General features: G+C 60.3%; 20 protein-coding genes. 13 read left to right on the top strand and 7 right to left on the bottom strand.

Features of this window, described 5'->3' with window-relative positions; genetic code table 11:
- The first annotated feature begins 149 nt into the window (after nucleotides 1-149).
- The 9 genes from mdcA (at nucleotide 150) to madM (ending at nucleotide 7,396) form a co-directional block, all read left to right on the top strand.
- Nucleotides 150-1,820, top strand: coding sequence for a malonate decarboxylase subunit alpha (mdcA, locus tag PspR84_RS27190; RefSeq protein ID WP_007913685.1), 1,671 nt, complete (start codon nucleotides 150-152; stop codon nucleotides 1,818-1,820).
- A complete protein-coding gene (locus tag PspR84_RS27185) occupies nucleotides 1,820-2,692 on the top strand; it encodes a triphosphoribosyl-dephospho-CoA synthase (protein ID WP_160059750.1) in 873 nt (290 codons plus the stop codon). Before mdcA ends, PspR84_RS27185 begins: the two co-directional genes overlap by 1 nt.
- Entirely contained in the window at nucleotides 2,692-2,991 is a 300-nt protein-coding gene (locus tag PspR84_RS27180; protein WP_007913697.1) for a malonate decarboxylase subunit delta, read from the top strand. Before PspR84_RS27185 ends, PspR84_RS27180 begins: the two co-directional genes overlap by 1 nt.
- Nucleotides 2,984-3,835 carry a biotin-independent malonate decarboxylase subunit beta gene (locus PspR84_RS27175; RefSeq protein ID WP_160059749.1) on the top strand — a complete coding sequence of 284 codons (852 nt, stop codon included), beginning with the start codon at nucleotides 2,984-2,986 and terminating at the stop codon, nucleotides 3,833-3,835. The genes PspR84_RS27180 and PspR84_RS27175 overlap by 8 nt, the downstream gene beginning before the upstream one ends.
- Nucleotides 3,832-4,617: a biotin-independent malonate decarboxylase subunit gamma gene (gene mdcE, locus PspR84_RS27170; RefSeq protein ID WP_160059748.1), complete on the top strand. Its 786-nt coding sequence runs from the start codon at nucleotides 3,832-3,834 to the stop codon at nucleotides 4,615-4,617. Before PspR84_RS27175 ends, mdcE begins: the two co-directional genes overlap by 4 nt.
- Complete coding sequence (locus PspR84_RS27165) at nucleotides 4,611-5,231, top strand: malonate decarboxylase holo-ACP synthase (RefSeq protein WP_160059747.1); 621 nt, start codon at nucleotides 4,611-4,613, stop codon at nucleotides 5,229-5,231. The genes mdcE and PspR84_RS27165 overlap by 7 nt, the downstream gene beginning before the upstream one ends.
- The gene (gene mdcH / locus PspR84_RS27160) at nucleotides 5,228-6,148 is read left to right on the top strand and encodes a malonate decarboxylase subunit epsilon (protein WP_160059746.1); all 921 of its coding nucleotides are present in this window, start codon (nucleotides 5,228-5,230) and stop codon (nucleotides 6,146-6,148) included. The genes PspR84_RS27165 and mdcH overlap by 4 nt, the downstream gene beginning before the upstream one ends.
- A gap of 65 nt (nucleotides 6,149-6,213) precedes the next feature.
- Nucleotides 6,214-6,630 (top strand): malonate transporter subunit MadL, encoded by a 417-nt coding sequence (gene madL / locus PspR84_RS27155; protein WP_038358777.1) that lies wholly within the window; start codon nucleotides 6,214-6,216, stop codon nucleotides 6,628-6,630.
- A gap of 1 nt (nucleotide 6,631) precedes the next feature.
- The gene (gene madM / locus PspR84_RS27150) at nucleotides 6,632-7,396 is read left to right on the top strand and encodes a malonate transporter subunit MadM (protein WP_077574887.1); all 765 of its coding nucleotides are present in this window, start codon (nucleotides 6,632-6,634) and stop codon (nucleotides 7,394-7,396) included.
- A gap of 302 nt (nucleotides 7,397-7,698) precedes the next feature.
- On the opposite strand, the gene PspR84_RS27145 is transcribed toward madM, so the two are convergent.
- Nucleotides 7,699-8,619, bottom strand: a complete 921-nt coding sequence (locus tag PspR84_RS27145; protein ID WP_034153639.1) for a LysR substrate-binding domain-containing protein — start codon at nucleotides 8,617-8,619, stop codon at nucleotides 7,699-7,701.
- A gap of 162 nt (nucleotides 8,620-8,781) precedes the next feature.
- On the opposite strand from PspR84_RS27145, the gene PspR84_RS27140 reads away from it, so the two are divergent.
- On the top strand, nucleotides 8,782-9,399 hold the full coding sequence (locus tag PspR84_RS27140; protein ID WP_047596560.1) for a hemolysin III family protein: 618 nt from the start codon (nucleotides 8,782-8,784) through the stop codon (nucleotides 9,397-9,399).
- Between the two features lie 131 nt (nucleotides 9,400-9,530).
- On the opposite strand, the gene PspR84_RS27135 is transcribed toward PspR84_RS27140, so the two are convergent.
- Both PspR84_RS27135 and PspR84_RS27130 read right to left on the bottom strand, forming a co-directional pair.
- On the bottom strand, nucleotides 9,531-10,250 hold the full coding sequence (locus PspR84_RS27135) for a 16S rRNA (uracil(1498)-N(3))-methyltransferase (RefSeq protein WP_007913710.1): 720 nt from the start codon (nucleotides 10,248-10,250) through the stop codon (nucleotides 9,531-9,533).
- Nucleotides 10,251-10,393: 143 nt separating this feature from the next.
- Nucleotides 10,394-11,800, bottom strand: a complete 1,407-nt coding sequence (locus tag PspR84_RS27130) for an adenosylmethionine--8-amino-7-oxononanoate transaminase (protein ID WP_160059745.1) — start codon at nucleotides 11,798-11,800, stop codon at nucleotides 10,394-10,396.
- Nucleotides 11,801-12,023: 223 nt separating this feature from the next.
- Between PspR84_RS27130 and PspR84_RS27125 the strand changes: the two genes are divergently transcribed.
- Nucleotides 12,024-13,793, top strand: a complete 1,770-nt coding sequence (locus PspR84_RS27125) for a flavin monoamine oxidase family protein (RefSeq protein ID WP_160059744.1) — start codon at nucleotides 12,024-12,026, stop codon at nucleotides 13,791-13,793.
- 369 nt (nucleotides 13,794-14,162) lie between these two features.
- On the opposite strand, the gene PspR84_RS27120 is transcribed toward PspR84_RS27125, so the two are convergent.
- On the bottom strand, nucleotides 14,163-14,660 hold the full coding sequence (locus PspR84_RS27120) for a hypothetical protein (RefSeq protein WP_160059743.1): 498 nt from the start codon (nucleotides 14,658-14,660) through the stop codon (nucleotides 14,163-14,165).
- A 321-nt stretch (nucleotides 14,661-14,981) separates the two neighbouring features.
- On the opposite strand from PspR84_RS27120, the gene PspR84_RS27115 reads away from it, so the two are divergent.
- Complete coding sequence (locus tag PspR84_RS27115) at nucleotides 14,982-15,533, top strand: cytochrome b (RefSeq protein ID WP_160059742.1); 552 nt, start codon at nucleotides 14,982-14,984, stop codon at nucleotides 15,531-15,533.
- Between the two features lie 31 nt (nucleotides 15,534-15,564).
- On the top strand, nucleotides 15,565-16,140 hold the full coding sequence (locus PspR84_RS27110) for a YceI family protein (protein ID WP_007913714.1): 576 nt from the start codon (nucleotides 15,565-15,567) through the stop codon (nucleotides 16,138-16,140).
- Between the two features lie 263 nt (nucleotides 16,141-16,403).
- Here the strand turns inward: PspR84_RS27110 and PspR84_RS27105 are convergent, their stop codons facing one another.
- From PspR84_RS27105 to metF, 3 genes are all read right to left on the bottom strand, one after another.
- Nucleotides 16,404-18,290 carry a DEAD/DEAH box helicase gene (locus PspR84_RS27105; RefSeq protein ID WP_034153634.1) on the bottom strand — a complete coding sequence of 629 codons (1,887 nt, stop codon included), beginning with the start codon at nucleotides 18,288-18,290 and terminating at the stop codon, nucleotides 16,404-16,406.
- Between the two features lie 222 nt (nucleotides 18,291-18,512).
- Complete coding sequence (locus PspR84_RS27100) at nucleotides 18,513-19,325, bottom strand: transporter substrate-binding domain-containing protein (RefSeq protein WP_160059741.1); 813 nt, start codon at nucleotides 19,323-19,325, stop codon at nucleotides 18,513-18,515.
- A 170-nt stretch (nucleotides 19,326-19,495) separates the two neighbouring features.
- Complete coding sequence (metF, locus tag PspR84_RS27095; RefSeq protein WP_160059740.1) at nucleotides 19,496-20,341, bottom strand: methylenetetrahydrofolate reductase [NAD(P)H]; 846 nt, start codon at nucleotides 20,339-20,341, stop codon at nucleotides 19,496-19,498.
- Nucleotides 20,342-20,356 lie beyond the last annotated feature (15 nt).

Raw genomic sequence — 20,356 nt, 5'->3', positions numbered from 1 at the left:
ATCGGTCCCCTCTCCCTCCGGGAGAGGGCTAGGGTGAGGGCGGTTCTTGATCATTACCCTGAGCGTAATGATTCACCACCGCGCTTGATTGATGCCCCCACCCCACACGCCTACCTTAGCTCCACGACAGCGAACCCCGTGGAGTGAGCATGACAACAACAATTTCCCCCGACTCGCGCTGGACGCGGCGGCGCGATGAGAAGCAGCGCCGCCTCGACAAGGTGCGTGGGCTGGCCGACGGTGTGGTGTTGCCCACCGACAAGATCGTCGCCGCGCTCGAAGCGCTGATTCATCCCGGCGACCGTGTGGTACTGGAGGGCAACAACCAGAAGCAAGCGGATTTCCTCTCCCGTTCGCTGGCCAAAGCCGACCCGGAAAAGCTCCACGACCTGCACATGATCATGCCCAGCGTCGGCCGCTCCGAGCACCTCGACCTGTTCGAACGCGGCATCGCCCGCAAGCTCGATTTCTCCTTCGCCGGCACCCAGAGCCTGCGCATCAGCCAGTTGCTGGAAGACGGCCTGCTGGAAGTCGGCGCGATTCACACCTACATCGAACTCTACGCCCGACTGGTGGTGGACCTGATCCCCAACGTCGTGCTCTCGGCCGGGTTCATGGCCGACCGCGCCGGCAACATCTACACCGGCCCGAGCACCGAAGACACCCCGGCACTGATCGAACCGGCGGCGTTCAGCGACGGCATCGTCATCGTCCAGGTCAACCAATTGGTCGACGACGTCAGCGAACTGCCTCGCGTTGATATTCCAGCGTCGTGGGTCGATTTCGTCGTGGTCGCCGACAAGCCGTTCTACATCGAACCGCTGTTCACCCGCGACCCACGGCACATCAAGCCTGTGCACGTGTTGATGGCGATGATGGCGATTCGCGGGATCTACGAAAAACACAACGTGCAGTCGCTCAACCACGGCATCGGTTTCAACACCGCCGCCATCGAATTGATCCTGCCGACCTACGGCGAATCCCTCGGCCTCAAAGGCAAAATCTGCCGCAACTGGACGCTGAATCCGCACCCGACATTGATCCCGGCAATCGAGAGCGGTTGGGTCGAAAGCGTGCATTGCTTCGGCACTGAGCTGGGCATGGAAAACTACATCGCCGCGCGCCCCGACGTGTTCTTCACCGGCCGCGACGGCTCGCTGCGTTCCAACCGGATGTTCTGCCAACTCGCCGGGCAGTACGCGGTGGATCTGTTTATCGGCGCGACGTTGCAGGTCGATGGCGATGGCCATTCCTCGACCGTCACCCGTGGCCGTCTCGCCGGTTTCGGTGGTGCGCCGAACATGGGCCATGACCCGCGCGGTCGCCGTCACGGCACCCCGGCGTGGCTCGATATGCGTCATGACGATTCGCAGCAACCGATGCTCGAACGCGGCAAGAAACTCGTGGTGCAAATGGTCGAGACCTTCCAGGAGGGCGGCAAACCGACCTTCGTCGAAACCCTCGACGCGGTCGAAGTGGCGAAGAAAAGCGGCATGCCGCTGGCGCCGATCATGATCTACGGCGACGACGTCACCCACCTGCTCACCGAAGAAGGCATCGCCTACCTGTACAAGGCGCGCTCGCTGGAAGAACGTCAGGCGATGATCGCCGCGGTTGCCGGCGTCACCGCCATCGGCCTGCGCCACAACCCGAAAGACACCGAACGCATGCGCCGCGAAGGCCTGATCGCTTTGCCCGAAGATCTCGGCATCCGCCGCACCGACGCCACTCGCGAACTGCTCGCAGCGAAGAGCGTGGCCGATCTGGTCGAGTGGTCCGGCGGCCTGTACAACCCGCCCGCGAAATTCAGGAGCTGGTAATGCACGCACTTAACCTGCAAGCGAAACCGCTGTCCCTGGCTGATCGATTGGCTGATCTGGCGGTGGACGCGCTGATCGACGAAGCGGATCTGTCGCCGAAACCGGCGCTGGTCGACCGTCGCGGCAATGGCGCGCACACCGATTTGCACCTGGGCCTGATGCACGCTTCGGCGCTGTCGTTGTGGCCGGCGTTCAAGGAAATGGCGGAAGCGGCGGTTGCAATCGGCGAAGTCGATTCAACGTTGCGCGAAGCGATTGGCCGGATTGGTCGTGAAGGTGAGCAATCGATGCTCGCGACCACCAACGGTGTGAACACCCATCGCGGGGCGATCTGGGCCTTGGGTCTGTTGGTGACGGCCGCTGCACTGGAACCGCAATCTTCCAGCGCCAACGCGGTATCTCTGCGCGCCGCGCGCCTAGCCTTACTAGATGACCGCCACGCACCCAAACCGTTGAGCCACGGCGCCCAAGTCGCCCTGCGTTACGGCGCCCGTGGCGCTCGCGAAGAAGCGCAACTCGGCTTCCCTTCGGTGCTGCAACGCGGCCTGCCACAACTCAAACGCAGCCGCGCCAAGAGCCACGGCGAACAGAACGCCCGGCTCGACGCCTTGCTCGCAATCATGACCAACCTCGCCGACACCTGCGTGCTTTACCGCGCCGGCGAAGAGGGTCTGCACGCCATGCAGTCCGGCGCGCAAGCGGTGCTCAACGCCGGTGGCAGCGCCAGCCTCAGCGGACGCCGTCGCTTGCACGAACTGGATCAACAACTCATCGCATTGAATGCCTCGCCCGGTGGCGCCGCCGACTTGCTCGCCGCCACGCTGCTGCTCGACCGTATCGAGCGCGACGGCAACTCTCAGGGAGCGTTTTGATGGAAACCCTATCGTTTGAATTCCCCGCCGGGCAGCCGCCACGCGGTCGCGCGCTGGTCGGTTGTGTCGGCTCGGGTGATCTAGAAGTGCTGATCGAACCGGGTCTGGCCGGCAAGCTGACGATCAATGTGCAGACCTCGGTCAACGGCGCGCAGCTGCGCTGGCAGCACCTGTTTGCACGGATGTTCGACGGCACCACGCCGCCGGCGATGGCCATCGATATCCACGATTTCGGCGCGACGCCGGGGGTGGTGCGCTTGCGTCTGGAACAAGGTTTCGAGGAGATCGGCCATGACTGACAGCGCAGCGTTGCTCAACAAACACAGCTTCGTCGAACTCGGCGCGCGGCAACGGGCGAAAGCCTTGCTCGATGCCGGCAGCTTTCGCGAATTGCTCGATCCGTTTCAACGGGTGATGTCGCCGTGGCTGGAACGTCAGGGCGTGGTGCCGCAGGCCGATGACGGCGTGGTAATCGCAAAGGGCAGCCTCGATGGTTTGCCGGTGGTCATTGCCGCGATTGAAGGTGCATTTCAGGGCGGCAGCCTTGGCGAAGTCGGCGGGGCGAAGATTGCCGGAGCGCTGGAGCTGGCGGCTGAAGACAACCGTAAAGGCATTCCGACGCGCGCGGTGTTGCTGCTGGAAACCGGCGGCGTGCGCTTGCAGGAGGCCAATCTTGGGTTGGCGGCGATTGCTGATATTCATGCGGCGATTGTCGATTTGCAGCAGTACCAACCGGTGGTTGGCGTGGTAGCGGGTAGCGTTGGTTGCTTTGGCGGCATGTCGATTGCGGCGGCGCTGTGCAGCTATTTGCTGGTGACTCAGGAAGCACGACTCGGTTTGAACGGTCCGCAAGTGATTGAGCAGGAAGCCGGGATCGAAGAATACGACTCGCGCGACCGTCCGTTCATCTGGAGCCTGACCGGTGGCGAACAGCGTTTCGCCAGTGGTCTGGTCGATCGTTATGTCGCCGATGACGTGGCGAAGATTCGTCAGCAGGTCGGCGAATTGCTCCAACAAGGTTTGCCGGCGCAGCCACGCAGCCAACGCGCTGAGTGGTTCCTGCAACGCCTTGGCAGTCTGAACACTGACCCGCAAATCGAACCGTCGGTGGTTCGCGATCTGTATCAAGGAGAGCGCTCATGAGCGGTTATTCATTGCGCGGTTTGAACTGGTTCAACGCCTTGAGCGCGGGCGCTGTCGCGGTCGAAGGGCTGCCGGCCTCGTTGAAGGTTGCTGACGGTGAGCTGGGGCGTTTCATCGCTGTGGTGGCTGACCCGGACAATCGTTTTCCTCGCGCTCGCAACGGCGAGGTCGGCTTGCTTGAAGGCTGGGGTCTGGCCAAGGCTGTGGATGACGCGATCACTGCTGATCGTGATAAAGCGCAGAAACGCCCGATCATCGCCATCGTCGATGTGCCGAGCCAGGCTTATGGTCGGCGTGAAGAAGCCCTCGGTATTCATCAGGCACTGGCCGGTGCGGCGGACAGTTATGCCCGCGCGCGTCTGGCTGGGCATCCGGTGATTGCGTTGCTGGTCGGTAAGGCGATGTCCGGGGCGTTTCTGGCGCACGGTTATCAGGCCAATCGTTTGATCGCGCTGCGCGATCCCGGCGTGATGGTGCATGCGATGGGCAAGGCGTCGGCGGCGCGGGTGACGTTGCGCAGTGTTGAAGAGCTGGAAGCGCTGGCCGCCAGTGTGCCGCCGATGGCTTATGACATTGACAGTTACGCGAGCCTCGGATTGCTTTGGGAAACCCTGTCGGTTGAGCAGATTGAACAGCCGACGGCGGAGGATCTGGCACGGGTGAAGGAATGCCTCAAGCAAGCCATCGGCGATATTTCCAGCACTGACTTGAGCAATCGTCTCGGCGCGAAGAATCGTGCTGCTTCCAGCCGTGTACGCGAACTGCTGAGGGCGCAGTGGTGAACACGCCTCTGGCCCACGATCTGCTCTGGGGTATGACCCCGGCGCAGTTGCCGGCGGATGCGCCGCTGTGGGCAGTCGCGTCATTGGCCACCGGGCAACCGGTGGTGGTGCGGCGGGCGTTGAGCGCTGAAGGTTTTGTCGCGGTCGGCGTTCGCGGTGTGTCGCGCGAACAGCGGCTGGCGGCGTTTATGGCGGTCGATTCGATTGCCTGTCGCGTCAGTCCGGAAGCGCTTTGTCATGTCGACAGCGAGCGCGATTTGCCAGTGATTCAGGCACTCAAACAACTGCGGCCGAGGCTCGACGATTGCGGTTGGGTCTGGGGTGTCAGCGGCAGTGTCGGGTTTGAATTGGCCAGTGGTTTTACCGCAATGCACACGGCCAGTGACCTCGATTTGATTCTGCGTACACCGCAACTGATCACTCGTAATCAGGCATGCAAACTCGTGGAGCTTTTCGATCAAGCTGTGTGCCGGGTCGACCTGCAATTGCAGACGCCGTTTGGTGCTGTGGCTTTGCGTGAATGGGCCAGCGGTTCGGCACGCGTGCTGCTGAAAAATGCCCATCAGGCTTGCCTGGTGATCGATCCGTGGAATCCGCAGGAGCAGGCAGCGTGAGCAGTTTGCTGGTGTTCCCCGGCCAGGGCGCGCAGCAGGCGGGAATGCTTCAGCGTTTGCCCCGCGAGACCTTGGTCGAGGCCAGCGATGTGCTTGGTGAGGATGTTTTGCTGCTCGATTCCAGCGAAGCATTGCGCACGACAAGGGCGGTTCAGCTCTGCCTGCTGATCGCCGGAGTCGCTGCTTCGCGGCAGTTGTTGCAGGACGGACTGACGGCGGACTACGTCGCCGGCCTGTCCATCGGCGCTTACCCGGCAGCAGTGGTTGCCGGCGCTTTGAGCTTCAGCGATACGTTGCATCTGGTCAGCCTGCGCGGTGAGTTGATGCAGCAGGCTTATCCACAAGGCTACGGCATGACCGCGATTATCGGCCTGCAGTTATCTACAGTCGAAACGCTGCTGGCGCAGGTGCACAGCGAGGATACGCCGGTGTATCTGGCCAACATCAACGCCGACAACCAAGTGGTGATTGCCGGCAGTGATGAGGCGATGCAAACCGTAGCCGAACTGGCGCGCAGTCGTGGCGCTGGTCTGGCGAAACGTCTGGCGGTGAGCGTGCCGTCGCACTGTCCGCTGCTGGAGGCACCTGCACAAACCCTCGCCGAGGCCTTCGCCAAAGTTGAATTGAGGACTCCGAAAATCGCTTACCTGAGCGGCAGCCGCGCGCGTCCGGTGATCAACGTCGAAGCGCTGCGCGACGACCTCGCTTTCAACATGTGCCGCGTGGTGGATTGGCGCGGCACCGTGCAAAGCGCCTACGAGCGCGGCGTGCGTTTACAGATCGAAATGCCGCCCGGTGCGGTGCTGACCGGGCTGGCGCGCCGGGTGTTCGAGCAGGGCACCGTGACTGCCTTTGACAGTGCGCGCCTCGACACCTTGCAGGCGCTGTTACGAGAGGAGGGTGGCCGCCAACTCTAAAACCGCCGACTCAAGCTTCGAACAACAAAAACAACATTCGACGATGCACTTTGAGGACTACAACAATGATTATTTACGGTGTGGCGCTGCTCGCGATCTGTACGCTGGCAGGGGTGATCATGGGTGACATGCTCGGCGTGTTGTTGGGCGTCAAATCCAATGTCGGCGGGGTCGGCATCGCCATGATCCTGTTGATCTGCGCGCGGTTGTGGATGCAGAAACGCGGTGGGATGACCAAGGAATGCGAGATGGGCGTCGGCTTCTGGGGCGCGATGTACATTCCTGTGGTGGTGGCGATGGCTGCGCAACAAAACGTTGTCACTGCGCTGCACGGTGGGCCGGTGGCGGTGTTGGCGGCGATTGGTTCGGTGGTGGTCTGTGGCTGCACGATTGCCTTGATCAGCCGCACGCATAAAGGCGAGCCATTGCCTGACGAGCCGGCGGAAATCTCCCCGGTCGGCACGCCAGTAGGAGGTCGCTGATATGTGGGATCTCATCGAGAAAGGTCTGGAACACAACGGGCTGGTTACTGCATTCGCCTTTGTCGGCGTGATCATGTGGGTGTCGGTGGTGCTCTCTAAGCGCCTGACGTTCGGGCGTATTCACGGCTCGGCGATTGCCATCGTTATTGGTCTGGTACTGGCCTGGGTCGGCGGCACCATGACCGGCGGGCAGAAGGGCCTGGCGGACCTGACGTTATTCTCCGGCATCGGCCTGATGGGCGGGGCGATGCTGCGTGACTTTGCGATTGTGGCCACGGCGTTTGAAGTGCAGGCGACCGAGGCGAAGAAGGCCGGAATGATTGGTGTAGTTGCGCTGCTGCTGGGCACGATTCTGCCGTTCATTGTCGGCGCGTGCATGGCCTGGGCGTTTGGTTATCGTGATGCGGTGAGCATGACCACCATTGGCGCCGGGGCGGTGACTTACATCGTTGGGCCAGTGACCGGCGCGGCGATTGGTGCGACCTCGGATGTGATGGCGCTGTCGATTGCCACCGGGTTGATCAAGGCGATTCTGGTGATGGTCGGCACGCCGGTCGCGGCGCGCTGGATGGGCCTGGATAACCCGCGTTCGGCGATGGTGTTTGGTGGATTGGCCGGGACGGTGAGTGGGGTGACGGCGGGGCTGGCGGCGACGGATCGGCGGTTGGTGCCTTATGGGGCGTTGACGGCTACGTTTCATACCGGACTTGGCTGCTTGCTGGGGCCATCGTTGTTGTTCTTCATTGTTCGCGGGATTGTGGGCTGAAAATCAAAAGCCCCTCACCCTAGCCCTCTCCCGGGGGGAGAGGGGACTGACCGAGGTGTTTTGGCGTTATACATCGACCTGAAAGTCCTGAGTCGAACTCAGGCTTTGAGACCCATGGAGATCTGCTCCCTCTACCCCTTGAGGGAGAGGGGACTGACCGAGGTGGATGTTGGAGGTACGCCGACCTGAAATTCCTGAGTCGAACTCAGGTTTTGAAAAGCCCCCGATCTGCTCCCTTTCCCCCTCGCCCCCTTGGGGGAGAGGGCTGGGGTGAGGGGGTAGCTGTTGATCTTGATCTTGATCTAAACCCCAGCCTGCCGATTGGCATACATCCGACACTCCGCCAGCAACGCCAGCAAATTCGGATCCCTTTCCTTGGCCTTCAAAAACACCACACCAATGTGCTGCTGCAACCGGTACTTCTCCTGCAACGGAATCAGCTTCACCCGGTTCTCATAGACCGCAGCAATCCTCCCCGGCAGCAACGCATAACCCACCCCCGAGCTGACCATGCTCAGCAGCGTGAAGATGTCATTCACCTGCATCGCCACCTTCGGCTCGAACCCCGCCTGCTTGAACACCCGGTTACCGTCCTGATGCGTAGCAAAGCCCTGGGTCAGGGTGATGAACGTTTCATCGCGCACCTCAGCCAGATCCACTTCACTGCGCTGGGCGAACTTTGAATCTGCCGGTGTGGCGAGGAAGATGTCGTCGGAAAACAGCGCAATCTGCTCGCAATCCGGGTCGTTGATGCTGTCATCCAGCGACACCAGAATCGCGTCGACTTCCATGTTTTTCAGCTTGTACAGCAGATCGATGTTCGAGCCGAGGATCAGGTCGATGTTGAGTTCGCTGCGGCGGATCTTCAGGCCCATGATCAGTTGCGGCACGGTTTTCACGGTCAGTGAGTACAGCGAGCCGAGTTTGAAGCGTTCAGCCGAGAACCCGGCGGCTTCGCGGGTCAGGCGCACGCTTTCGACCACGTCATTGATCAGCTTCTGCGCGCGTTCTTCCAGCACGTAAGCACTTTCCAGCGGCGTCAGGTTGCGGCCTTCATGTTTGAACAGTGGGCAGCGCAGGGCACTTTCCAGCGAATGAATGGCGCGGTGCACGCTGACGTTGCTGGTCTGCAACTCGGCAGCGGCGCGGGCGAGGTTGCCGGTGCGCATGAAAGCGAGGAACACCTCGAGTTTTTTCAGGGTCAATTCTTCGTCGATCAGCACGGCGCGGACTCTTTTTGGTATCGGCCGATTGTGCACGGAAGATCAAGAGATCGCAGCCTTCGGCAGCTCCTCCAGGGGATCGTGTTCAACAGAAACATTGCGCTTTTACGCTCAAGGCCCGAGCCTTGCGCGCTGCGGTAACGAATGTGAGGTGAGCAATACATGTATCACGGAGAAAAACTCAACGCCTGGACCCATCTGGTCGGGGCAGTGGCAGCGTTTATCGGCGGCGTCTGGATGCTGGTGATTGCCAGCCTCGATGGCAGCCCGTGGAAGATTGTCAGTGTGGCGATTTACGCGTTTACCTTGCTGGTGCTCTACAGCGCCTCGACCGTGTACCACAGCGTGCGCGGGCGCAAGAAAGCGATCATGAAGAAGGTTGATCACTTTTCGATCTACCTGTTGATTGCCGGCAGTTACACGCCGTTCTGCCTGGTGACCCTGCGCGGGCCGTGGGGCTGGACGTTGTTCGGGATTGTCTGGGGGCTGGCGTTGATCGGCATCCTGCAAGAGATCAAACCGCGTTCGGAAGCGCGGATTCTGTCGATCGTGATTTATGCGGTGATGGGCTGGATTGTATTGGTGGCGGTGAAGCCGTTGATTGCGGCGCTGGGCACGACAGGTTTTGCCTGGCTGGCGTCGGGCGGGGTTTTGTACACGGTGGGGATTATCTTTTTTGCTTTGGATCACCGGTTGCGGCATGCGCACGGGATCTGGCATTTGTTCGTGATCGCGGGGAGTTTGCTGCACTTTGTCGCGATTCTGTTTTATGTCCTCTAGAGACGCCACCATCCCCCTGTAGGAGTGAGCCTGCTCGCGATTGCGTCCGGCCAGTCAACAGTGTTTTTGACTGATAGACCGCTATCGCGAGCAGGCTCACTCCTACAGGGGAACGTATTCCAATTGTGGATTTAGAAATCACCCCAGAGTTGTTGGGCCACTGCCAGTGCAACCACTGGCGCCGTCTCGGTGCGCAACACCCGCGGGCCGAGGCGGGCGGCGTGGAAACCGTTGCCTTTGGCCTGCTCGACTTCGGCATCCGTCAAACCGCCCTCAGGCCCGATCAGGAACGCTAGCGTCGCCGGTTTGGCATGACTCACCAACGGCTCGGCCACCGGGTGCAGCACCAGTTTCAACTCCGCTTCGGTCTGCTTGATCCAGTCCGCCAGCAACACCGGCGGATGAATCACCGGCACTCGCGAACGACCACATTGCTCACACGCACTGATCGCCACTTGGCGCCAGTGCAGCAGGCGTTTGTCGGCGCGTTCGTCCTTGAGGCGGACTTCGCAGCGGTCACTGAAGATCGGCGTAATTTCATTTACGCCCAGTTCGGTGGCTTTCTGAATTGCCCAATCCATGCGCTCGCCTCGGGACAAGCCCTGGCCGAGGTGGATGTGCAGCGGCGATTCGACCTGACCGGCGAATTGCTCGTCGATCTGCACGGTCACGCGCTTCTTGCCGACTTCCAGCAGGGCGCCGCGAAACTCATGGCCAGAACCGTCGAACAATTGCACCGCATCGCCCTCGGCCATGCGCAGCACGCGGCTGATGTAATGCGCCTGGGCCTCCGGCAATTCGTGTTCGCCGGTGCTCAGGGGGGCGTCGATAAAGAAGCGGGACAGTCTCATTTCGGGTCTCTGGAAAGATGTGAATCAGTTGGATCGGTGTCGACTTCATTCGCGAGCAGGCTCGCTCCCACATTTGAAATGCATTCCCCTGTGGGAGCGAGCCTGCTCGCGAAAGCGGTAGCTCAGGCGCCAAAAATTTTGAATCAGCCCGGATCGCGGAACCCCGGGTGGAAATCTTTTGGCACGGCCACACTGACGCTGTCACGGGTGGCAATGTCGATGCCTTCGCTAGCCACTTCAGCGAGGAAGTCGATTTGCTCCGGGGTGATCACGTACGGCGGCAGGAAATACACCACGCTACCGAGCGGGCGCAGCAACGCGCCACGCTCCAGCGCATGCTGGAACACCTTCAAACCACGACGCTCCTGCCAAGGGTAGGCCTCTTTCGTGGCTTTATCCTTGACCATTTCGATGGCCAGGACCATGCCGGTCTGGCGCACTTCGGAGACGTTCGGGTGATCGACCAGGTGTGCCGTCGCCGAGGCCATGCGCTGGGCCAGGGCCTTGTTGTTCTCGATGACGTTGTCCTGCTCGAAGATATCCAGCGTCGCCAGTGCCGCCGCGCACGCCAGCGGATTGCCGGTGTAGCTGTGCGAATGCAGAAAGGCGCGCAGGGTTGGATAGTCGTCGTAGAAAGCGCTGTAGACCTCGTCGGTGGTCAGGCACGCGGCCAGCGGCAGATAGCCGCCGGTCAGGGCTTTCGACAGGCAGAGGAAGTCCGGGCGAATGCCAGCCTGTTCACAAGCAAACATCGTCCCGGTGCGACCAAAGCCAACGGCGATTTCGTCGAGGATCAAATGCACGCCATAACGGTCGCATGCCTCGCGCAGCAGCTTCAGATAAACCGGGTGATACATGCGCATGCCGCCAGCGCCCTGAATCAGCGGCTCGACGATCACTGCCGCGACGCTGTCATGATTCTCAGCCAAAGTCTGTTCCATGGCGGCGAACATGCTGCGCGAATGCTCTTCCCAGCTCATGCCTTGCGGGCGTCCGTAGCAATCCGGGCTCGGCACCTTGATGGTGTCCATCAGCAGCGCTTTGTAGGTCTCGGTGAACAGCGGCACGTCACCGACCGCCATCGCCGCCATGGTTTCGCCGTGGTAGCTGTTGGTCAGGGTGACAAAGCGTTTCTTGTTTGGCTGGCCGCGATTGAGCCAATAGTGAAAGCTCATTTTCAGCGCGACTTCGATGCAGGACGAACCGTTATCGGCGTAGAACACCCGGTTCAGGCCTTGCGGCGTCATCTTCACCAAACGCTCGGACAGCTCGATCACCGGCTGATGGCTAAAGCCGGCCAGAATCACGTGTTCCAACTGATCGACCTGATCCTTGATGCGCTGGTTGATGCGCGGGTTGGCGTGGCCGAACACGTTGACCCACCACGAGCTGACGGCGTCGAGGTAGCGCTTTCCTTCGAAGTCTTCGAGCCAGACGCCTTCGCCGCGCTTGATCGGGATCAGCGGCAGCTGTTCGTGGTCTTTCATCTGGGTGCAGGGATGCCACAACACCGCGAGGTCGCGTTGCATCCACTGGTTATTCAGGCCCATTTACAGTCTCCTCGAGGCGGCTCGCGTCAGGCGCGGGCAAACAATCGCGCAAGCCTATGCAATGCGTCGCGCGGGGACAACCCATTGTGTCGATTGAGCTACTTTGTATGAGCCGATAGACGTCGCTGGCGGCGTTTTGATGGCTAACGTATTCTTCGCGGTTCTTTGGGGCGTCTGACCCGCAAAAGTGCTTTTTCCTACGTGTATTTCCGGAGTTCGCTGAATGTCTGTCGGTTGGCTGCGCGCCTGTGCGCTAGTGATGTTGGGGCTATTCAGCGTTACAGCGCTGGCCAAGGATAAAACTGCAATCGTGATCGGCGGTGGCCTGTCGGGCCTGACTGCCGCTTATGAACTGCAAAACAAGGGCTGGCAGGTCACGCTGCTGGAAGCCAAGCCGAGCCTGGGCGGTCGTTCGGGCATGGCCACCAGCGAGTGGATCGGCAACGACAAGACCCAGCCGGTGCTGAACAAGTACGTCTCGACGTTCAAGCTCGGCACCACGCCGGCACCTGAGTTCGTGCGTACCCCGGGCTACCTGATCGACGGCGAGTATTTCTCCGCCGCTGATCTGGCGACCAAGCAACCGGCCACCGCCGATGCCCTGAAGCGCTACCAGAAAACCCTCGACGATCTGGCACGTTCGATCGACGATCCGCAGAACCCGGCGGCGACCAGCACCCTGCACGCACTGGACCAGATCACCGTATCGAGCTGGCTCGACAAGCAGAATCTGCCGGCCACTGCGCGCCAGTTGATCAACCAGGACATCCGCACCCACTACGACGAACCTTCGCGTCTGTCGCTGCTGTATTTCGCCCAGCAGAACCGCGTCTATCGCGGCATCTCCGACCGTGACCTGCGTGCTTCGCGTCTAGTCGGCGGCAGCCAGGTGCTGGCGCAGGCGTTCGTCAAACAGATCAAAACCATCAAGACCAACTCGCCAGTTTCCGCGATCGTTCAGGACAAGGATGGCGTGACCGTCAAGGTCGGCAGCGTTGGCTATCAGGCTGACTACGTTGTGCTGGCTGTGCCATTGCGTGCGCTGAACAAGATTGCCCTGACCCCAGCGCTGGATGCTCAGCATCTGGCGGCGATCAAGGGCACCAACTACGGCTGGCGCGACCAGATCATGCTGAAGTTCAAGACGCCGGTGTGGGAAAGCAAGGCGCGCATGTCCGGCGAGATTTATAGCAACACCGGTCTTGGCATGCTCTGGATTGAACCTGCGCTGAAGGGCGGCGCCAACGTGGTGATCAACCTGTCCGGCGACAATGCCCGCGTGATGCAGGCGTTCGGCGACAAGCAGATGGTCGATCAGGTGCTGATTCGTCTGCACGCGTTTTATCCACAGGCCCGTGGCTCGTTCACCGGTTATGAAATCCGTCGCTACAGCACCGACCCGTCGATGGGCGGCGCTTACCTGGCTTACGGCCCGGGCCAGATCAGCAAGTTCTGGCGCCTGTGGGAACGTCCGCTGCAACGCGTGACGTTCGCCGGCGAACACACCGACACCTTGTACCCGGGCACGCTGGAGGGCGCACTGCGCACCGGTCAGCGTGCAGCCAGTCAGGTTGAAGATTTGGCGGCGGGCAAATCGTTTGAACCGGCGAAAGTGGTTCCGGCTGCAGCAGCGGCAGGCGCGGCGGGTGCCGTGGCGGCGAAGAAGGGCAACTTCTTCAGCAACCTGTTCGGCGGTTCGGATGAAGAGAAGAAGCCTGAGCCAGTGAAGGCTCCAGAGCCGACTCCAGCGCCGGTTGCTCCAGCACCTGCGCCGACCCCGGCACCTGCGCCAGCTCCGGTGGAAGCACCGAAGCCTGCTGCGCCGGTTAAAGCTGAACCGGCGAAGAAAGCAGCGGCCAAGCCAGCGGTGAAGAAGCCTGCGGCTAAAACCGAGGCGAAAAAGTCTGCAGCGAAACCGGCAGCGAAGAAGGCTGAGCCGGCGAAGAAGCCAGCTGCCAAGCCTGCTGCAACGACCGAGACCAAGGCGCAATAAGCCTTTGTTCCAATAAAACGCGGCCATGAGGGCCGCGTTTTTTTTGCCATGAAGCATGCACTTAAGTCCTTCTCTAAGCAGTCTCAGGGCTTACCGCTGCGCAGGACAGTTCCCACAAAATAATCAGAACGAAATGATAGCGGCTGCCTGATCTCCAAATTTATGCTTGAAAAAATTGGAGGCGCTCGATGAAAAGACTTACGGCAATACTTCTGTTAATGACACTTTCCGGCTGTGCTAATGGGCATTTCTTTCCTGGTGGATATAGCGCTGAACTTGCCCATCAATGCAAGATAGATCCATATAGCGCGGACTGCTTGCAGCCGCCGCCGGTTTTCACGAACTGATCAATCAAAAAACTCGGGCCTGTTAAAACTCCCATTTGAAAAACTCGGTGCCGCTCGGTAACTTTCTGAGCCAGCGTTGCTTGGGTTTTCGAATCCGCCCGGGGACAAAACCGAAGCGAGCCCAACGCAGGTTGCCGTTACGCTGGTCGTAGATGACCAGATTACCGTCGTCCTGGATGGACATGTACGTGTTGTACCACAGGGACTTTTCGAGGCTATGAGTGCTTTCCGCAATCCATAGCCGCCGTCGGGAAGGGTCGAAGAGGAAACCGTTATTACTGACAACAAATTGCAGTGGCTCACGCATCTTCTTTGGATGCAAAGTTGCACTGTAAGGCTGCTTGTTATCGGCGATCCAGACTACGGCTTCACCTTCTTTCATCACCAGGTTGCCATCGCTCTGCAATAACAAACGGTATCGACCGTTTTCGGACTGCAAGTATTGGCCCGGAGACATTGTCTGGTTTGGTGGTAGCTCGGAAGTGCCACTTGCTTGAAAGGCGGTGTAACGAAGCGCCATGTTGTTCACCTATTCAATGAATGATTGAGTTTTCATTTGATCAGGTGCAGGGGAGCAATTAGCGATACATAGTTATTGAGTGGAAACTATCGGTCTGCGGCATTTTCCTGAGCGGCGTCTTCTCCGGGGAGCGGTGAGCGAGCAGCGAGAATCGGCCGCCCTGAGCTGCGTATTGCGCGACAAAATCGCCTTTAATCTTTCCTTAACACGCCACTTCCAGACTCTTGATCGTATTTCTCGATATTTCAAAGCGAAATTTTCCGCTTTAATTCGATAGATATCTCGCTAGTCTTGGTTCGCAGTTCTCACAGGATTTGGGCAATGCAGCTACGTAACTCTTCTTCGCGCTATGGTTGGGTCAGCATCTTCATGCACTGGGGCGTGGCGCTGGTGGTCTTCGGGCTGTTTGCGCTGGGCCTGTGGATGGTCGGGCTGGATTACTACAGCAGCTGGCGCAAAGACGCGCCGGATCTGCACAAGAGCATCGGCCTGGTGCTGTTGGGTGTGATGGTGTTGCGGGTGTTGTGGCGTTTTATCAGCCCACCGCCGCCGACGCTGCAAAGCTACAGCCGCATGACCCGTATCGGCGCCAAGTTCGGCCACGGGTTCCTGTATCTGGCGCTGTTCGCTGTAATGCTTGCCGGTTACCTGATTTCCACCGCAGACGGTGTCGGGATCCCGGTGTTTGGCCTGTTTGAAGTTCCTGCACTGGTTTCCGGGCTACCGGATCAGGCAGATACCGCTGGGGTGATTCATCTCTGGCTGGCGTGGGCGCTGGTAATTTTTTCCGGTCTCCATGCGTTGGCAGCATTGAAGCACCACTTTATTGATCGTGATGCGACCCTGACGCGAATGCTCGGTCGCAAAGCCTGAAATTCAACCTCGACTCAAAGGAAAAGAAAGCATGTTGAAAAAGACTCTGGCCGCTCTGGCAATCGGTTCTGCACTGCTCTCGGCCCAGGCCATGGCAGCGGACTACAAAATCGACAAGGAAGGTCAGCACGCCTTCGTTGACTGGAAAATCAGCCACCTGGGTTACAGCTTCATCCACGGTACTTTCAAAGATTTCGACGGTACTTTCTCGTGGGATTCGGCCAAGCCTGAAGCCAGCAAGATCTCGGTTGATGTTAAAACCGCCAGCCTGTGGTCGAACCACGCTGAACGTGACAAGCACATCGCCAGCAAAGACTTCCTGGACGTGGGCAAGTTTGCTGATGCCAAGTTCGTCTCCACCGCCGTTAAATCGACCGGTGAAAAGACGGCTGACGTGACCGGCGACCTGACCCTGCACGGCGTGACCAAGCCGGTGACCTTCAAGGCTACGTTCAACGGCGAAGGCAAGGATCCATGGGGCGGCGAGCGTGCTGGCTTCAACGCCAAGACCACCCTCAACCTGAACGATTTCGGGATCAAGGGCCCAGGTCCTACCTCGCAAACTGCGGATCTGGACATCTCGCTGGAAGGCGTGAAAGTTAAATAACTTTCCCCCGCCACAGAAAAACGCCCCCGGTCGAAAGGCCGGGGGCGTTTTTTATTGCCTGCGACACACACACACACATCCCTTGAGGGAGCGAGCCTGCTCGCGAAGGCGGCGGGTCAGTCAGCAATGATGTTGGCTGAATGACCGCTTTCGCGAGCAGGCTCGCTCCCACAGGGGATATGCGGTGATTCAGGGGTATCTTTGGCGCGATAAAAAATGCCCCGGCTCTTGCGAGTCGGGGCATTTTTCATTGCAGCGTCAAATCAGCGATTGCGGGTCAGCAGCGCTGGTTTTTCGCCACGCGGGCGGCTTGGCAGTTGATCGAGCTGCTCAGGCGTCGGGAAGCGGTCTGCCTTCGACTCCTTGTGCATGATCTTCGGGCCGTTGCTGCGCGGGTTCTGCACGGCTGGCTCGCTGCGTGGCTGATCGTCACGGGCCGGACGACGGTTGCGCGAGGACGAGGCGGAGTCGTCGCGACGACCCGACTGACCATCACGCGGTGCGCCGTTGCGCGGGCCGCCGCTGCGTTTGGCTGGCGGGGTGCCGGTGCTCGAGCCGTTGCTGTTGCGCGGACCGTTCTGACGCCCCTGCGACTGACCGCCGCGTGGTGCGCCCGAACCTGCGCCAGCACCTTGAGCCGGTGCGCCTGGACGACGGCCGCGACCGCCAGCCGGGGCAGGCTTGGGCACGTAGTCAACGCGGTTACCGAAGTTATCCACATCGTCGTCGAGGAACTCGTCCGGTGCACGATCAGCCGCCGCACGTGGCGGTTGGCTCGGGCGCTGTTCGCGGGCTGGGGTGCCTTCGCGTGGTTTCTGCTGACGGGCAGGGCGCTCGCCACGTTCACCGGCCGGCTTCTCTTTGCCCTTGTCCTTGCCTTTGTCTTTACGACCGCCACCACCGCCGCCGCCATTCGGCCCGTCGCCGCGTGGGCCACGTGGATTGCGCGGGTTGCGCACGTCCGGACGCTCGCGCACTTCCGGCTTCTCGGCTTCAATGGTGCTCGAATCGAAGCCCATCAGGTCGCCGTCGGCGATTTTCTGTTTGGTCATGCGTTCGATGCTTTTCAGCAGTTTTTCTTCGTCCGGCGCGACCAGCGAGATCGCCTCGCCCGAACGACCGGCACGGCCAGTACGGCCGATACGGTGCACGTAGTCTTCATCGACGTTCGGCAGTTCGAAGTTGACCACGTGTGGCAACTGATCGATGTCGAGACCGCGTGCGGCGATGTCGGTGGCAACCAGGATGCGCACCTGGTTGGCCTTGAAGTCGGCCAGCGCTTTGGTGCGCGCGTTCTGGCTCTTGTTACCGTGGATCGCCACAGCCGGCAGGCCGTGCTTGTCCAGGTACTCGGCCAGACGGTTGGCGCCGTGCTTGGTGCGGGTGAACACCAGCACCTGTTCCCACGCGCCGGCGGTGATCAGGTGCGCCAGCAGCGCACGCTTGTGGCTGGCCGGCAGACGGAACACGCGTTGTTCGATGCGCTCGACCGTGGTGTTCGGCGGCGTCACTTCGATGCGTTCCGGGTTGTGCAGCAGCTTGCCGGCGAGGTCGGTGATGTCTTTGGAGAAGGTCGCCGAGAACAGCAGGTTCTGACGCTTGGACGGCAGGCGCGCGAGGACTTTCTTCACGTCGTGCACGAAACCCATGTCGAGCATGCGGTCGGCTTCGTCGAGGACGAGGATTTCCACGTGGGACAGATCAACGCTGCCCTGGCCACAGAGGTCGAGCAAGCGACCCGGGCAGGCAACTAGTACATCGACGCCACGGGACATGGCCTGAACCTGCGGGTTCATGCCGACGCCGCCGAAGATGCAGGCGCTGACGAATTTCAGGTCACGGGCGTAGATCTTGAAGCTCTCGTGTACCTGGGCCGCGAGTTCGCGGGTCGGGGTCAGGACCAGTACGCGCGGTTGGCGCGGGCCATGACGCTGGGATTTGTCCGGGTGACCGTTGGGGAACAACCGCTCCAGGATCGGAAGGGCGAAACCGCCGGTTTTACCGGTACCTGTCTGTGCCGCAACCATCAGGTCGCGACCTTGCAACACGGCGGGAATGGCCCGCTGTTGCACCGGAGTAGGCTCGGTATAGCCCGCATCTTCGATGGCGCGGACTAAAGCCTCGGAGAGACCGAGGGAAGCAAAGGACATGAGTAATCCTGTTTTAGTTAGGGCTTGGCCCAATGGGAGTCTTGCCTGGCGCGAATCACGTTTAAGAGGACGCAATCCCGTCCGGTCCTGCTGCGGTTCCGAAGGCACGTCTGGAGCGCTCGCGCGGGCTGCAAAGCTGCGCTGTAGCGGGTCGAGAGGCCTGTTACGGTTCCGGGCGTCCGGGCGTGAGCCTGGCGGGAACGCCGGAGTATAACAGAGCAATCACTGCGCGCCGCTTTCCTGCTGCTCAACGGTTTTGCTGTTGGCGGTGGCTGAATTCATTGAAGGGCTGCTGGTGGGGGCGGCGCCGTAGCGTGCGCTCAGCTCCGCATAGGCCGGTTCGCGCTTGAAGCGCTTGAGCTCGGCGCCAAACCGCTGCACCAATAAATCCATGCCGGCATTGCGCCGAACTGCGAGAAACTGGCTCTGACGGCTAATAACTGTGGGGTTCTCAGTGATCTGATCGCGAATGTTCAGCTCATCGAGCAAATGCTGGCCAACGCGGCGATCTGTGATCAGCAAGTCGATTCGACCGCGCACCAATTTACCGAAGTTGGCTTCGTGGGTCGGTGCGGGTTCGCGTGTAAATAAAGTCGATTCGCGGAAGTCGGGGCTATAAAGATAGCCGGGCGAAGTGCCGATGGTCAGGCCTTTGAGTTCTTCGAGTTTGCTGAACGGGTGCGGCCGGTCGTTGGCGTAGAACATCACGAACTCGACGTCCGACAGCGGTTCACTTGGGTAGAGCAGGGTGGCGTCGCGCTCTTCGCTGTGAAAGATATCCAGCGCGCCGTCGGCCTGACCGGTCTCAAGCATCGACAGGCAACGCTTCCACGGCAGGAATTGCCATTCGACTTCAATGCCCAGACGTTTGAAGACGATAGCCGTGGTTTCGTAGTCCAGCCCGAGGTTCTTGCCGCCCTCTTCGTAGACGTAAGGCGCCCATGGCTCGGTGACAATACGCAGCTTCTCGCCTCGAGCGGCGAAGCTCAGGCAAGCAAAAACCAGCACGGCGAATAACTGCGTGATCAAAGGCATGGCTTGAGATTACGACGAGAAACGCGAAAGAGCCAGAAAGTGCCTGCACAAGCTCTGTTTCGGGCCTTTAAACGCAAAAAATCGCGACCTCAACAACTCTTGTAGGAGCTGCCGAAGGCTGCGATCTCTTGATCTTGCTTGTCACTTTCAGCTTGAAGCTTGCCGCTGCTTCAACGCGGCAACTTCAGATTATTCCAGATCGCCAGACTAGGCTCAGCCTGGTTCATGGAATAGAAATGCAGCCCCGGTGCGCCGCCCTGCAACAGGCGTTCGCACATCTCGCTGACGACTTGTTCACCAAAGCGCTGAATGCTCTGAGTGTCATCGCCGTAGGCTTCCAGTTGCTTGCGGATCCAGCGCGGGATTTCCGCACCGCAGGCATCGGAGAAACGCGCGAGTTTGCTGTAGTTGGTGATCGGCATGATCCCCGGCACGATCGGCAAATCCACACCCTGCGCCTGCAAACGCTCGACAAAGTAGAAGTAGCTGTCGGCGTTGAAGAAGTACTGGGTGATCGCGCTGTCGGCGCCAGCGCGAGCCTTGCGCACGAAGTTGGCCAGATCGTCTTCGTAGTTGCGTGCTTGCGGATGCATCTCCGGGTAAGCAGCCACTTCGATGTGAAAATGGTCACCGGTTTCTTCACGAATGAATTCCACCAGTTCATTGGCGTGACGCAGCTCACCGCTGGTCATGCCCATGCCGGACGGCAGGTCGCCACGCAGGGCGACGATGCGCTTGATGCCGGCAGCCTTGTACTCGTTCAGCAGGCCGCGCAGGTCGTCCTTGCTGTCGCCGACGCACGACAGGTGCGGTGCGGCCGGGATTTTGACTTCGCTTTCCAGTTGCAGAACGGTGTTGAGGGTGCGATCACGGGTCGAACCACCAGCGCCATAGGTGCAGGAAAAGAAATCAGGGTTGTAAGTGGCCAGCTGACGGGCAGTGGCGAGCAGTTTTTCATGCCCAGCATCGGTCTTGGTCGGGAAGAACTCGAAGCTGTAGCGACGGTCTTGGGACATGGTCATACCCTTGGA

The sequence above is a fragment of the Pseudomonas sp. R84 genome, assembly GCF_009834515.1.
Classification (GTDB): domain Bacteria; phylum Pseudomonadota; class Gammaproteobacteria; order Pseudomonadales; family Pseudomonadaceae; genus Aquipseudomonas.
Note: the sequence above shows the minus strand (reverse complement) of the source record. Positions and strands in the feature narration are given on the sequence as shown.